The sequence below is a fragment of the Pseudomonas cimarronensis genome, from assembly GCF_049331905.1.
Lineage (GTDB): Bacteria > Pseudomonadota > Gammaproteobacteria > Pseudomonadales > Pseudomonadaceae > Aquipseudomonas.
This window is the reverse complement of sequence record NZ_CP186283.1, coordinates 191569-205218: the sequence shown is the minus strand read 5'-3', so window position 1 is coordinate 205218 and position 13650 is coordinate 191569. Positions and strand designations below refer to the sequence as shown.

The window sequence follows — 13650 nt, the reverse complement described above, 5'->3', positions numbered from 1 at the left end:
GTGGGCGTTAGCGCGGGTCAACATCGGCGATTAGCGCCAGCAAATCGGTCACGCCGATATCCTGACCGGCCTGGAACAACAACGTGCTGGCCTGGCCGCGATGGTGAGTCTGGTGATTGAAGAAATGCAGCATCAGGCCGGCATAGGGGCGCTGCGCTGGTACTCCCTTCATATTGCCGTAGGCCAGCACATATTCCAGGTCTGCCTCGCTCAGCGCCGCCACCCAGTCGCTGATATGCCCATCCAGCCGGCTGCGCAGCGTCTGCAACGGCGCGAAGGTGTCGAATAGCAGCTGATCCAGCGCCGACGGCCGCTGTAAATCGCTGATCGCCGCGCGCAGCTCTGTGCAGGCCGGGTGCTCGGCAAAGCGCTTGAGCCAGATGATATCGGCCACCGCAATATGGTTAAGCGTGGCGAGGATGGACGGGAAAAACGCCCCGCGATCCTCACTCAGCGCCTGCGGCGACAGTTGGCCGGCGGCCGCGTAGAGCTTGTCATTTATCCACGCGTTATAGCGGGCCATTAACTGGAAGTGGGCGAGCTGGGACATGGTGCTTAACTCGGCAAATAAAGGTTCAGTCAGGCATCAAATACCGGACGGAAGAAGGTGCGCTCGTAGCTGATGATGCACTGAGTCTCTTCCGCATATTTGAAGGCCGCCAGGCACTCGGCGTCGGCAAAGGATTTCAGCCGATACTGCTCATACTCCGCCAGGCTGGGGAAGCTGAACATCGCCAGGCCGATATTGTTGGCACCCTCGGACGGCAGAAAGTAACCGTGGTGCGTGCCGCCAAACTTCGCCACCAGGGCAATCCACAACTTGCCGTAATGCTCGAATTCCTTGAGTTTGCGCGGGTCGAGCACATAGCGGATGTGGCAGGTGATCATGCTGGTCCCTCAATGTTTGGAATGGCAGGTGCGGGCGGTTAGGCAAGGTAAACCTGTCGCCTTTATTTCTCTAGCGTGGGCACCAGGTGAACCAGCACCGGCAAGTGATCCGAACCCAGCTGTGGGCCTACCTTACGCGCTGCTACGGCCCAATGCTGCGTGACCAGTACATGGTCGATAGGCAGCCCGAGCACGCCCTGCAAAACGGCTGGCCAAGTCGCGGCCAAACCGCTGGCACGGCGTAAACCCAATTGCGCCAGCCCGCTAAAGGCCGACGACCAGGGTGTGGCATTCAGGTCGCCGGCTAAAACCGTCGGTATGCCGCTGGCTGTGGCGTGCCTGGCCAGGGCCGCGAGCTTGGCGTTGCGCACGCTGTGATACTGCGGTGCGAGCGGCGGCATCGGGTGCAGGGCGATAATCCCAACCGGCTGACCGTGCCAATGCAGTAGCGCCTCGATATGGGCAATCCCCTGCGCATCCTCGATTACCTCGATCTGCTGCAGTGGGTGGCGAGACAGCACGGCGATGCCAAAGGGGCTGTCTTCGGCAACGATGTGTTGAAAGGGATAATCGCGCAGCGTGCGCAAGCCTTGCGCATAGGCCGGGGAAACCTCCAGCAGCACCAGCACATCCGGCTTTTCCTGGGCCAACCATGCGGCCAGTGCCTTGATGTTGCGACTATGCAGATGGACGTTGGCACTGGCCACGGCCAACACCTGAGCCTGCGGCTCGCCAGTCGGTGCCGGCGCGGATGCCGTCAGCCAGGGTAACGGCAACGCCAACAACAAAACGGCCCAGCGCTTATCGCGGCAACAAGCCAGTCCGGCAAACACCACGAGCCCCAACAAGAACAGCCACTGCCAATGGCTGGCCAGATCGATCAGCCAGGCCAGCGTGCCCGTTACGCCAGCGAGCAGGTGTGAGAGCAGCGGCAGCAGCAGGCCGAGTAGGCACAGCAGCGCCAGCATATAAATGCGGCGGGCCCGGATAGCGCTTTGGGCTGGCTTGGATCTATCAGATTTATCCAAGGGCTTGTCGTGCCTACACAAACCAGAATTCAACCTCATCGGTCTCGACCTCAAAGACAGCCGAGTGCTCAACGTGTGCAGGTACGTGATACCACTCGCCGACGCCAACCCGGATCGTCTGGTTGTTCAGCGTCAGGATCAACTCGCCACGTGTGATCACGCCATGGTTATCGGTGTCATGGGTATGCGGCGGGATGGAGGTGCCAGCAGGGTAGGAGGCGAACAGAACGGTGCTGTCTTTGGCCTCAAGCTTATAGGCGTCAAAGCGGCCATCGAATAAGGGCAGTTGCTTGATCCGGTTTGGGTATTGGCCTGGCATATGAAAGTTCTTCCTTGTAGTCCATTGCGGCTTATTGAATTTATGGCTGTGTTTCGTCTTGGGTTTGAGCGGTCGAGTCCGACTCCGTTGGTTCGGACGCAACATTAGCTGCTTCTTGGCTGGCTTCAGCGGCCAGCTTTAAACGGTCGGCTTTGCTGATATAGGTGGATTTCTTCTTAGGTGCTTTTTTCGCGTTGGCCTTTTTGGCATGCGCTTCGAGTAGCTGTTTGATTTTCTTGCGGCGGTTCATTTTTTAGGGCCGGGTTGGTGAATAGGGAATACGAAAAGCGCTTTTGCCGAACAACCTAGCGGTTGCTGACGCATTGGTTCAGCTTGGCTCGCGCTGCCAAGCCATCGGTCCAGTCGATATCTGCAACCGCACGCCCACCCATCTCCACGATGAAATGCTCAACATCCAGCATGGTGTTCAGCGCCGCTTCAATGTTTGGCACCGTCAGGCCAATCGCGCCGGCCGGAATATTCGGTACTGAAAAATTCAACGCGTTTACCGACTGCGCTTGGTACTTCGACTGTTTAAGCGTCACCGCTACAGTTTGCGTGTCCGATGGCCTGGGAATATCTGCGCTCCAGAAGATCAGCATGCCACCCTGATAGGCTTTTCCGGGGCCGACAATACTGACCGCGCCGGCCTCTTTGCTCCACATGGCAACGCAATTGTCTCCGGGGGCCGAATCTTTCTTACCCTGAAAGATTTTCCATTCGCCCTGCTTGTAGCGTTGGTATTCCGGGTCCGCTTCCAGCTTTTGCAAGTTTGCTTCGGCTTCCTGCATCAGCTTTTGGAGTTCTACGTTTCTGGCCGCCTGTTCGTTGATGGCGATGCTCATGGCGTCGTAACTGGGCGGGCCGGGGTCAGCAAAAATATTGCAGCCGTCACATCGATAACCGCCCACATACCCACCGCCAGCGCTATAAACCCCACCAGCATCAGACCCTCCACCGGTGGCCACACACAAAGGAACAGCGGCAACGCCATGCGAGCCACCGCCAACGCCAATTTGCTGCTCACCAGGCCCAGGGCCACCCGGGCACGGATAGTTCGCCAATGCGGGTTGCGCGATCAAACCAGCCGCAGCAAGTACAAAAAATAGATAAATTTTCATCATGTTTTTAAGACTCCAGTCATTTTAAGGGACTGTTGCAGACGCTGAGTTGAAGGGTGGCCTAAGCCTGATTACACAAAAGTTTGCTTCCTCCCTCGCGCAGGCAAACGTGCGTTGATACGGGTGTGCACAATACAAAAAATATAAAGCACAAATTTTGGTTAAAGGGCGGGCTTTAGCCCGGCCCAGTGAGTGCAGCGAACGATTTGAACCAGTTGTTAGGGCTTGTAACCGCTAATATTGCCAACTACATCGTATATATGAATTCTTTCATCCTTGCTCATGTCTCCCGGGTTCGAACCTGCCTCACCTTCAGGTACAGGCATACCAAAATAATCTCGATAATGGCGAATCCAATATTCATGAATTTCGCCAGTTTCGGTATCGCGGAAGCTCATTGGAGACTCTTTGAAGAAATAATCTCCTTCATTTGCATGTTTAAACATATCTACAAGAAGCTCGCTGCAGTACAGAGCGGCTTGGTCTGGTAAGTATCGGTGGTCATATGGGATGTTTCTTTGTGAAAGGCCATAGTCTAAGGCCTTTTCAATCATGTGATTGTATTCGGGTTTTAGGCGGGAAATTATATATCTCGGATTTTTAAACTCATCCCAAGATCTTTTGATAAAGATATTTATGTTGGTCAGTCTGACTTCTGGAGGGAATGCTTCTAGTACAAACTTTCCTAGCTCGTTTTCAATGATTATTCCAACATGATTGACTCTGGCCCCTTTGTAACCCTCTGTCACTGCTGAAATAGCGTTGGTGGCAGATCCCAGTTGGGTGAAAATAATATCTCCGGTTTTCATATTTCCTCCTGGCTTGGAAAAAGCCCTAACGTTTGGTTAAGGGGCGGGCTTTAGCCCGTCCCAGTGAGCGAAGCGAGCGATTTGAACCACTTGTTAGGCGTTCTAAAGGACACGAGTAACTGCCAACAATAGGTGAGGTCGTGTGGTTTGAAGTGCAGACTCAAGTTCTGAATACTTCGTTACCGTCAACGCGACGCAGGCAATTTCCTTTCCGTGCAAAGTTTCATATGCACATAAGCGCGCAAGGCCAGTAGCTTTCGTGTTCTTACGGTGCTGGTGAATTCGTGCGCCGAGCATTTTGTCTTTGCCCCAATAAAGTGGGTAAATATCTACCTCCAGCGGCTTCCATTCTTGAACGCTGTTGAGGCGGGTGGTTCTCTTTTGCTGGGCTTCTGCAAAGACAGCATTACGTTCTAATTCGTTAAGGCGAACACAGAACCCATAAACTGCACCTGGAAAATTAAGCGTTTCTGTATTTGTGGAAGTATTTGTAAAGATTCCCTCGGCAACAACTTGTTGTATCTGCTTGTTTTTAGCAGTCGTTTCCATGAAGGTTCTCAGTACATTTTGCATCTCATGACCTGTGTATACGCCTAACGTTTGGTTAAGGGGCGGGCTTTAGCCCGTCCCAGAGAGCGAAGCGAACGTTTTGAACCTTTTGTTAGGCTCATGAACGCGCGAATTTTATGATTCTTGGAAAGGCTACGAACCACCAAAGATAGCCAAGAATACCGTTTGTGAGAATGACATGAATGGCTTCTGACCAAGCGATAGTGAGGCCGAGTGAAATCCCTATTTCAGTGAAATTATCCCAGAACGGATTTACAAAATTTAAAAGACCTGCAGGGAAATTTATGAGTATGAAACCTATTAGCGCGAAATCTACTGCGTGATTTGTCTCATTTGGAGATGTATAAGCCTCATAAGCAACAATGTAGCTTATTGCTGAAAACAGAAGTATCCATAGCGACGCAAGTATAGTTTTCATGAGCCTAACGTTTGGTTAAGGGGCGGGCTTTAGCCCGTCCCAGTGAGCGAAGCGAGCGATTTGAACCGTTTGTTAGGTGTCGGCCGCCAAGTTGTGTCTGTTCTTTTGCTCTTTAAGGGTTTTGATATTTTTTGGCGTCATACACAGCATGCAGACGAGAGATGTATGTATAAGTATTGACGGGAAAATGCCGACTAGAAACATGAGGAAATCGATTTCTCTTCCGTGTGTTATAAATTTAATGGCGCTAATTAGGTTCCATGGTATAGCTCTTGAGGAAAACAGAAAGCAAACAAACGCAGCGACTGTTGCTAAACACGCTAAATTAATAATTGATGTGGTCTTTTTTCGGCTATTGAGCGTTAGCGCTGAGATGGCGAAAGGTGCTGAAATAAGAAAAGCCCAAGAAAGACTTTCGCCTAGTGACGATTCACAATTTCGTGCCCCAATACATGACCCAATAGCACCGAATACACCAAGTCCGACACTTAAAGCGGTAAGGCTAAGAATGATGCGGATTAGTATGAGCATGTGAGCACCTAACTATTAATTATGCGACATACCAATGTCGCGTTTTCCTGTCGCATAACGCCATCCTATCTACTGCATCCTGTCTATGTCCCACGCACAATGCCGCGAAGGTGCAGAAAGCGGCCGAGGTTAGGCGACAGTTTGGCTAGGCCCAACCCTATCCACCCCCATCTCCCCCTGTCTAGAACATTCTCCGCCGTCATTTCGCAGGCATAAAAAAGCGGGCCGTAGCCCGCTTATATATAGAAGTGGTGCCGTGGCTTATTTAAGCCACTCGGCGACGCGCTCTGGGTTTTTGCTGATCCAGTCTTTGGCGGCGTCTTCTGGTTTGGCGCCGTCGCGGATGGCGAGCATGACGGCGCCGACTTCTTCACCGCTCCAGGAGAATTTCTTCAGGAAGGCCGCAGCTTCTGGGGCTTTGCTGGTGAGGCTGGGGTTGGCCACGGTGTCGACGTGTTCGTCATCGCCGAAGACTTTTTTCGGGTCTTCGAGGAAGCGCAGGTTCCATTTGGCGAACATCCAGTGCGGGATCCAGCCGGTGACGACGATGGCTTGTTTGTTTTTCTCGGCGCGGGTCAGGGCGGTGGCCATGGCCGGGCCGGAGCTTGGCATCAGTTTGATGTCTGCCAGGGCGTATTCCTTGATCGCGTCTTCGGTGCGGCGCATCACGCCGGCGCCAGCGTCGATGCCAGTGATTTTGCCGTCGAAGTCTTTAGCGTAGGTTTGCAGGTCGGCGATGGTTTTGGCTTCTACGTAGTCCGGCACGATCAGGCCGATTTTCGCGCCGGCGTAGTTGGTGCCGAGCACTTCGACCTTGTCTTTGAGTTTTGCAAAGTATTCGCCGTGGGTGGCGGGCAGCCAGGCAGAGAGGGTGGCGTCGAGGTCGCCACGTGCTACGCCTTGCCACATGATGGCCGGTTCTACGGGCTTGAGGGCTACGGTGTAGCCGAGTTTGCTTTGCAGGATTTCCCCGGCGACATGGGTGGCGGCGACGCTGTCGTCCCAGCCGTTGACGTAGCCGATGTTCAGGGTGGGTTTTTCCGCCGCCATGGCGCTGCTCATGCCGAGGGCCAGGGCGGCGACGCCGAGGCTTTGCAGGCAGCGGTTCTTCAGGTTTCGCATAGGGTGTGCTCCGTCAGTGAGAGTGGCAGTTCAGTGAGTTACTGGCGCGTTCTTCTTGCGGGCCTAGCTGGGTTGGTACTGCTTTGCGTGGTTATGGCTTGCTTGAGAGGGCTTGTGCATTGCCCCTCTCCCCAGCCCTCTCCCCAAAGGGGCGAGGGAGTGGGCCGGTGTTGCTCGGGCGTGATGCGTTAAATTCGGGCCGCAAAAGACCAAGCGATGGCCGTGTGGCCTCGCTGGCTGAGTTGCTAAATAGGTGAATCCACTAACCGCGCCGCCCGCAGATAAAGGGGGCGGCGCGGGGTTTGGCTTACAGGCCTAGGTGTTTTTTCACCGCTGCAACGCCGTCCTGGCCGTCGTAGGTGGTCACGCCGGCCAGCCACTGGTCGAGGATCGCCGGGTTGGCTTTGATCCACTCTTTGGCGACTTCGGTCGGGTTCTGTTTATCCAGAACCTTTTCCATCAACTGGCTTTCGATTTCCACGGTGAACTGCAGGTTGTTCAGCAGTTTGCCGACGTTGGCGCAGCGCGCTTCGTAATCTGGCGGCACGACGGTGTAGACCTTGGCGGCGCCGAAGTCCGGGCCGAACACGTCATCGCCACCTTCCAGGTAGGTGATGTCGAACTGGGTGTTCATCGGGTGCGGTGCCCAGCCGAGGAACACGGCGGGTTCGTTCTTCTTAACCGCACGTTGTAGTTGAACCAGCATGCCGGCTTCGCTGGACTCGACCATCTTGAAGTCGCCGAGGCCGAACTGGTTGCTTTTGATCATGCCTTCGATCAGCAGGTTGCCGTCGTTGCCAGGTTCGATGCCGAAGATCTTGCCGCCCAGCTGGTCCTTGAACTTGGCGATGTCGGCAAAGCTTTTCAGCCCGGCTTCTGCGGCGTAGGTCGGCACGGCGAGGGTGTATTTGGCGCCTTCAAGGTTGGCCTTGGGCAGTACTTTGACGCCGCCATCCTTGGTGAAGGGCTCAATCACCGGGTCCATCGAGGGCGCCCAGTAGCCGAGGAAGACGTCGATCTGGCCTTTCTGCACGCCGGTAAAGGCGATGGGCACGGAGGCCATGATCTTGCGGGTCTGGTAGCCCAGGCCTTCGCTGAGGGTCATGGCCACGCCGGTGGTGGCGGCGATGTCGGCCCAGCCGATTTCGGCGAAGCGCACCATCTTGCAACTCTCCGGCTCCTGCGCCCAGGCGCTTTGCAACATGGCCACGGAGAGCAGGCCGACACCTGCGAGCTGTTTAATCGTTTTCATCTGCGACTCCCTGTGATGGCAAAAGCTAAGGCTTACTGACGTTGAAGTTTGCCGCTGAACCAGCCGAACACGCTGCGGCGCTTGGCGGTTTGCGGGGTCCCGAAACTTTCCGTGATGCGGTCGAGAATGATCGCCAGCAACACCACGGCCATGCCGCTTTCAAAACCCAGGCCGATGTCCAGGCGCTGGATACTCGCCAGTACGTCGTTGCCCAGGCCGCCGGCGCCGACCATCGAGGCGATGATCACCATCGACAGGGCCATCATGATGGTCTGGTTGACCCCGGCCATGATCGACGGCATGGCATTGGGCAGCTGGACTTTGAACAGTAGCTGACGCGGGGTGCAGCCGAAGGATTGGCCGGCTTCGATGATCTCTTTATTCACCTGGCGGATGCCCAGGTTGGTCAGGCGCACCGCTGGGGGCATGGCGAAGATCACCGTGGCGATGATCCCCGGCACACGGCCGAGGCCGAAGAGCATGGCGGCGGGGATCAGGTAAACGAACGCCGGCATGGTCTGCATAAAGTCGAGAATCGGCCGGATGATGGTCGCCACTCGCTCGCTGCGCGCCGCCCAGATGCCCAGCGGTACGCCGAGCAAGAGGCTGATCAGGGTGGCGGAGAAGGTCAGGCCGAGGGTGACCACGGTCTGCTCCCAGAAGCCGGTCATGACGATCAGAATAAAGGCCACGGCGGTGAAGATGGCGAACTTGTAGCTGATGCGCCACAGGCCGAGGCCGACGAAGATGGCGATCAGCAGCCAGGCCGGTGGCAGCATCAGCAGCCATTCGATGCCTTCGGAGAAGCCGTTGACCACCGCGCCGATGCTGTCGAAGCCATCGCTATAGTTGTCCAGCAGGTGCTGCACCACGTCGTTGACCCAGCTGCCCAGGTCGAGTTTTTTCTCACTCATGGAACTCTCCCTGCAGGCGGGTCAGCAGCCGGCCTTTGCTGATGGCGCCGCTGTAACGGCCATTGCTGTCGACCACCGGGATCGGCCCTTCGTTGTCCACCAGGCGTTCAATCACCTGATCCAGCGGCAGGTCTTCGGGAACCGGTTTGATCGATTTCAGGACGCTGCTGTCGAGGCCGCAGGTGGTGCCGCCTTCGACCAGCAGGGCGATCTTCTCCAGGCTGATGGAGCCCTGGAAGGTGTTTTGCTCGTCGACGATAAAGGCGTAGTGCTTGTCCAGCGCCTGCAGTTCCTGGCAGACCTTCTGCGCGTCCGGTGCTTTGCCGTTGTGCACGTAGAGCGGCACGCTGTCGGCCATCAGCTGGCCGGCGGTGAGGTAGCGGTTGGTGTCGACGGTGTTGAAGAAGTTGCGCACGTAATCGTTGGCGGGGTTGTCGATCAGCTCCTGCGGGGTGCCGACCTGAACCAGTTTGCCGCCTTCCATGATGCCGATGCGGGTGCCGATGCGCATGGCTTCTTCGATGTCGTGGGAGACGAAGATGATGGTGCGGCGGTCGGTCTTTTGCAGCTCCAGCAGCACGTCCTGCATCTCGCGGCGCTTGAGCGGGTCAAGGGCGGAAAACGCCTCGTCCATGATGATCATTGACGGGTCGACCGCCAGGGCGCGGGCCAGGCCGACGCGCTGTTGCATGCCGCCGGACAGTTCATGCGGCATCTTGTGCGCAAAGCTGTCCAGGCCGACTTGCTTGAGTACCTGCATGGCGCGCTCTTCACGCGCCTTTTTGCTCTTGCCGGCCACTTCCAGGCCGAACGCGGCGTTGTCCAGCACGCTGCGCGAGGGCATCAGGGCGAAGGACTGGAAGACCATGCTCATGTCGCGGCGGCGCAGGTCGATAAGCTCCGCCTTGGGCATCTTGGCGACGTTCTGCCCATCGATGTAGACGTTGCCGGCACTGGGTTCAACCAGGCGGTTGATCAGGCGGATCAGAGTGGACTTGCCGGAGCCGGAGAGGCCCATCAGCACGAAAATTTCACCTTCCTCGACGCTGAAGGACACGTCGCTGACGCCGATAACTGCGCCTTTTTCCGCAAGAATTCGTTCCTTGCTCCATCCCTCTTTGAGGAGGTCTATGGCTTCCTGTGGCTCTGCGCCGAACACCTTGTAGAGGTTTTCGACGACGATTTTTCCAGACTGCATGGGATGATTCCCCTTCAGTAGACATCCAGATCAGTGCTGCGGAACCGGGCCTACGCCAGCTGGCGTACGTACGGTGATGCCGACTGTTCTTGCCTGTGTGGGTTTACTGGGTTCCGGGGTCGGGGACGTGTCTTGCCGAACAGCACCGCCGAGGTACTCAGGCACAACCGCTGCAACGCTCCAGTTGCCTTGCGGGCAATGGACGCTACGGGGGTGTACTGTCGAGTCAACCTTGCTGTGCCGTGCTGCAAACCGCGTTCCAAACCCTCTGGCAGTGTTACGAAGCCCCATCCTTGGGTTTTACACACCTCGACCCGAGGTGCGCGTACATCCGAAATTTCTTGTTGGGCTGGCGCCCATTCGGGACAAGCCAGCGCTTATATATTCTTCGGTCCGGGGCTGTGGGCGCCCGGTCTGTCGACCCTGCTAAGGCGACAGCGACGAAATCGGCTGACTCAACGATATAGTCTTCGGCCTGTCGCAATTGTCGGTTTGCGACTCTGACGTGTTGCGCGGCGACAGACTCTTTAAAAACCATAACAGACTTTTTTGCCCCTTGGCCAAGGCTGCAAGCCACAGCGGCCGTGGTTTGCAGCGTTTCAAATGGCCACAGGCGCGATGAGCTGGGGGCTGCGCGCTGTTCGAAAAAAATGACAAATTAATTTCCACCGGCAAGGTTTTCGGCGGTTTTTATTGATTGACCGTTCAATCGTGTGACGCCTTCCAGCCAGCTCGCCCGCGTCTGCGGATTGGCCTTCAACCAGGCTTTGGCTTCGCGCCGTGGGTTGGTGTTTTTGTTGAGAATGGCGCCCATCAGGTAGCTTTCCATCTCAAGGCTGAAGCGCAGATTTTTCAGCAATTGGGTGACATTCGGGCACTCCTCGGCCAGGCCGGCGCGCACGTTGGTGTACACCGTGGCGCCGCCGTAGTTGGGGCCGAAGAACTCATCGCCGCCGTCCAGGTAATGCATCTGCAGCTGGTTGTTCATCGGGTGCGGCGCCCAGCCGAGAAACACCACCCATTGCTTGAGGTGCTCAGCGCGTTTGACCTGGGCCAGCATGCCGTTCTCGCTGGATTCCACCAGGCTGAAGTCCTGTAGGCCAAAAGCGTTCTTGTCGATCATCTGCTGGATCAGCTTGTTACCGTCATTGCCTGGCTCAATTCCATAGAGTTTGCCGCCAAGTTCTTTACTAAAGCGCGCAAGATCGGCGAAGTTCTTTACGCCGCCATCATGCGCGGCCTGGTTCACCGCCAGGGTGTATTTGGCGCCGATGAGGTTGGCTCCGAGGGTTTTTACCGAGCCGTTGGCGGCGTAGGGCTTGATGTCGTTTTCCATGCTCGGCATCCAGTTGCCGAGGAATACATCAATCTTGCCGTCCTGCATGGCTTTGTAGGTGTCGGGCACGGACAGGCGCTTAACCTGGGTGCGGTAGCCCAGCTCGCTGAATACCTGGCGGGTGACAGCGGTGGTGACGGTGATGTCGGTCCAGCCGACATCGGCGAAGCGAATCAGTCCGCACTGCGCTGGCTCTGCGGCCTGGGTCAGCAGTGGGGTGGTGCAGAAGGTGGCGGCCAGCAGCCAGCGTTTGTTGCGTGTCATCAAGCCTCTCCCGGTTGCAGTGACAGGGCGCGCGTACCAGCGCGCAGTCGGGCCACGGGTGGCAGGCGAATGCATCTGGCCGGTCCATGGGCGCGGCGATCATGCCGATAGATTTCCTTCGCTGCCTATGCGTGAAGTCGCAAGTAGAACGCTGCTGTCGTGATTGGCTGTGGGCACGCGCATGCCGATAGATGCGCATCGACGATCCGCCGTGCGGGTCCGTCGCTGACGGATTTAGGCATGGGCGGGTCGGTGTGGGGCGACGGTGGCGTGGGGAAATCCTGATCATGCCTGCATGTAGCAATCGTGCAGGAGAGTGGTGTGGCTATCAGCGTGTTTGACCTGTTCAAGATCGGCATCGGGCCGTCCAGTTCGCATACCGTCGGGCCGATGCGCGCGGCGGCGCTGTTTAGCGGCGCACTGGCCGAGCGGTACTTGCTGGAACGCACGGCACGTTTGCAGGTGCGCCTGTACGGTTCGCTGTCGGCTACCGGTGTTGGCCACGGCAGCGACCGCGCGGTGATCATGGGGTTGATGGGCGAGTGGCCGGATCAGGTCGACCCCGCGAGCATCGAATCACGCATTGCTGAGCTGTTGGCCAGCGGCCAGTTGTTGCTGGGCGGGCGTGTCAGCATCGCCTTCGACTGGGCGCGCGACATGCAGCTGCTCGACGAGAACCTGCCCTATCACCCCAACGCCATGACCCTCAGTGCCTTTGCCGCCGATGGCAACCTGCTGCACGAAAACACCTATTACTCGGTGGGCGGCGGTTTTGTTGTGGACGCCGAGCAGGCCGCCAGCGGTCAGCTGGATCAGGACCACACCGTGCTGCCCTATGACTTCGACAGCGCCGAGCAGTTGTTGCAGCTGTGCCAGCGCAATGGCCTGCGCGTCTCCGAACTGATGATGGCCAACGAGAAGGCCTGGCGCAGTGAGGCGGAGATCCGCAGCGGGCTGATGCGCCTGTGGCAGGCGATGCGTGAATGTGTCGAGCACGGTCTGCGCCACGAAGGCATTCTGCCGGGCGGGCTGAATGTGAAACGCCGCGCCGCCAAGCTGCACCGCAGCTTGCAGGAAATGAGCAAACCCAACGTGATCGGCTCCACCCTCAGCGGCATGGAGTGGGTCAACCTGTTTGCCCTGGCGGTTAATGAGGAAAACGCCGCCGGCGGGCGCATGGTCACCGCGCCGACCAATGGCGCGGCGGGGATCATCCCGGCGGTGCTGCATTACTACGTGCGCTTCAGCCCGGCGGTCAGTGAAGCCAATGTGGTGGATTACCTGCTGGCCGCCGCCGCCATCGGCATTCTGTGCAAGAAGAATGCATCCATCTCCGGCGCCGAGGTTGGCTGCCAGGGTGAGGTCGGATCGGCGTGCGCCATGGCGGCGGCGGGGCTGGCGGAGATTCTCGGGGCGACGCCTGAGCAGGTGGAAAACGCCGCCGAGATCGGTCTGGAGCATAACCTCGGCCTGACCTGCGACCCGGTCGGTGGCCTGGTGCAGGTGCCGTGCATCGAGCGCAACGCGATTGCCGCAGTAAAGGCGATCAACGCCGCGCAGATGGCCCTGCGTGGCGACGGCGAGCACTTTATTTCGCTGGACCGGGTGATCCGCACCATGCGTGATACCGGTGCCGATATGCATGACAAGTACAAGGAAACCTCGCGTGGCGGGCTGGCCGTCAGCGCGGTCGAATGTTGAGTCAGCGCGCTTACCCCATAGGCTGAGCGACCAATCCGGTGCATGGTCTGCGTCGCGCCCGCTTATGGTGCGCGGCCTCTTGTCCGGCTTGATCAGGGTGGCGCAATGCCACCTTTGAGCGCCTGACCGTTGGTCCGTTACCGCGCTGCTTTTACCCTGCGTAGCGGGGTGACAGGGCA

General features: G+C 57.5%; 14 protein-coding genes. 1 reads left to right on the top strand and 13 read right to left on the bottom strand.

The window, feature by feature from the left end:
* Positions 1-7: 7 nt before the first annotated feature.
* From ACOCLD_RS00910 to choX, 13 genes are all read right to left on the bottom strand, one after another.
* Positions 8-550 (bottom strand): DinB family protein, encoded by a 543-nt coding sequence (locus ACOCLD_RS00910; RefSeq protein WP_422910506.1) that lies wholly within the window; start codon positions 548-550, stop codon positions 8-10.
* A gap of 29 nt (positions 551-579) precedes the next feature.
* Positions 580-888 (bottom strand): NIPSNAP family protein, encoded by a 309-nt coding sequence (locus ACOCLD_RS00905; protein ID WP_282874240.1) that lies wholly within the window; start codon positions 886-888, stop codon positions 580-582.
* 62 nt (positions 889-950) lie between these two features.
* Complete coding sequence (locus tag ACOCLD_RS00900; RefSeq protein WP_422910505.1) at positions 951-1856, bottom strand: endonuclease/exonuclease/phosphatase family protein; 906 nt, start codon at positions 1854-1856, stop codon at positions 951-953.
* A 73-nt stretch (positions 1857-1929) separates the two neighbouring features.
* The gene (locus tag ACOCLD_RS00895; RefSeq protein WP_257779120.1) at positions 1930-2235 is read right to left on the bottom strand and encodes a cupin domain-containing protein; all 306 of its coding nucleotides are present in this window, start codon (positions 2233-2235) and stop codon (positions 1930-1932) included.
* Between the two features lie 40 nt (positions 2236-2275).
* Complete coding sequence (locus ACOCLD_RS00890; RefSeq protein ID WP_422910504.1) at positions 2276-2485, bottom strand: DUF2986 domain-containing protein; 210 nt, start codon at positions 2483-2485, stop codon at positions 2276-2278.
* Positions 2486-2540: 55 nt separating this feature from the next.
* Positions 2541-3359, bottom strand: coding sequence for a hypothetical protein (locus ACOCLD_RS00885; RefSeq protein ID WP_422910503.1), 819 nt, complete (start codon positions 3357-3359; stop codon positions 2541-2543).
* Positions 3360-3574: 215 nt separating this feature from the next.
* A complete protein-coding gene (locus ACOCLD_RS00880; RefSeq protein ID WP_422910502.1) occupies positions 3575-4165 on the bottom strand; it encodes a YiiX/YebB-like N1pC/P60 family cysteine hydrolase in 591 nt (196 codons plus the stop codon).
* A 102-nt stretch (positions 4166-4267) separates the two neighbouring features.
* Positions 4268-4714, bottom strand: coding sequence for a hypothetical protein (locus tag ACOCLD_RS00875; RefSeq protein ID WP_422910501.1), 447 nt, complete (start codon positions 4712-4714; stop codon positions 4268-4270).
* Between the two features lie 1231 nt (positions 4715-5945).
* Positions 5946-6806: a glycine betaine ABC transporter substrate-binding protein gene (locus ACOCLD_RS00870; protein WP_422910500.1), complete on the bottom strand. Its 861-nt coding sequence runs from the start codon at positions 6804-6806 to the stop codon at positions 5946-5948.
* 307 nt (positions 6807-7113) lie between these two features.
* Positions 7114-8058 carry a choline ABC transporter substrate-binding protein gene (locus ACOCLD_RS00865; RefSeq protein WP_422910499.1) on the bottom strand — a complete coding sequence of 315 codons (945 nt, stop codon included), beginning with the start codon at positions 8056-8058 and terminating at the stop codon, positions 7114-7116.
* A gap of 32 nt (positions 8059-8090) precedes the next feature.
* On the bottom strand, positions 8091-8972 hold the full coding sequence (gene choW / locus ACOCLD_RS00860; RefSeq protein WP_233685373.1) for a choline ABC transporter permease subunit: 882 nt from the start codon (positions 8970-8972) through the stop codon (positions 8091-8093).
* Entirely contained in the window at positions 8965-10170 is a 1206-nt protein-coding gene (locus ACOCLD_RS00855; protein WP_257779127.1) for a quaternary amine ABC transporter ATP-binding protein, read from the bottom strand. The genes choW and ACOCLD_RS00855 overlap by 8 nt, the downstream gene beginning before the upstream one ends.
* Positions 10171-10828: 658 nt before the next feature.
* Positions 10829-11770, bottom strand: coding sequence for a choline ABC transporter substrate-binding protein (gene choX, locus ACOCLD_RS00850; protein WP_422910498.1), 942 nt, complete (start codon positions 11768-11770; stop codon positions 10829-10831).
* A 321-nt stretch (positions 11771-12091) separates the two neighbouring features.
* On the opposite strand from choX, the gene ACOCLD_RS00845 reads away from it, so the two are divergent.
* A complete protein-coding gene (locus ACOCLD_RS00845) occupies positions 12092-13471 on the top strand; it encodes an L-serine ammonia-lyase (RefSeq protein ID WP_422910497.1) in 1380 nt (459 codons plus the stop codon).
* The last annotated feature ends 179 nt before the right edge of the window (positions 13472-13650 follow it).

What these genes read in the sequence shown, in the direction of transcription:
- ACOCLD_RS00910 (WP_422910506.1), bottom strand. Translation starts at nt 550, where the DNA reads ATGTCCCAGCTCGCCCACTTCCAGTTAATGGCCCGCTATAACGCGTGG.
- ACOCLD_RS00905 (WP_282874240.1), bottom strand. Translation starts at nt 888, where the DNA reads ATGATCACCTGCCACATCCGCTATGTGCTCGACCCGCGCAAACTCAAG.
- ACOCLD_RS00900 (WP_422910505.1), bottom strand. Translation starts at nt 1,856, where the DNA reads ATGCTGGCGCTGCTGTGCCTACTCGGCCTGCTGCTGCCGCTGCTCTCA.
- ACOCLD_RS00895 (WP_257779120.1), bottom strand. Translation starts at nt 2,235, where the DNA reads ATGCCAGGCCAATACCCAAACCGGATCAAGCAACTGCCCTTATTCGAT.
- ACOCLD_RS00890 (WP_422910504.1), bottom strand. Translation starts at nt 2,485, where the DNA reads ATGAACCGCCGCAAGAAAATCAAACAGCTACTCGAAGCGCATGCCAAA.
- ACOCLD_RS00885 (WP_422910503.1), bottom strand. Translation starts at nt 3,359, where the DNA reads ATGATGAAAATTTATCTATTTTTTGTACTTGCTGCGGCTGGTTTGATC.
- ACOCLD_RS00880 (WP_422910502.1), bottom strand. Translation starts at nt 4,165, where the DNA reads ATGAAAACCGGAGATATTATTTTCACCCAACTGGGATCTGCCACCAAC.
- ACOCLD_RS00875 (WP_422910501.1), bottom strand. Translation starts at nt 4,714, where the DNA reads ATGGAAACGACTGCTAAAAACAAGCAGATACAACAAGTTGTTGCCGAG.
- ACOCLD_RS00870 (WP_422910500.1), bottom strand. Translation starts at nt 6,806, where the DNA reads ATGCGAAACCTGAAGAACCGCTGCCTGCAAAGCCTCGGCGTCGCCGCC.
- ACOCLD_RS00865 (WP_422910499.1), bottom strand. Translation starts at nt 8,058, where the DNA reads ATGAAAACGATTAAACAGCTCGCAGGTGTCGGCCTGCTCTCCGTGGCC.
- choW (WP_233685373.1), bottom strand. Translation starts at nt 8,972, where the DNA reads ATGAGTGAGAAAAAACTCGACCTGGGCAGCTGGGTCAACGACGTGGTG.
- ACOCLD_RS00855 (WP_257779127.1), bottom strand. Translation starts at nt 10,170, where the DNA reads ATGCAGTCTGGAAAAATCGTCGTCGAAAACCTCTACAAGGTGTTCGGC.
- choX (WP_422910498.1), bottom strand. Translation starts at nt 11,770, where the DNA reads ATGACACGCAACAAACGCTGGCTGCTGGCCGCCACCTTCTGCACCACC.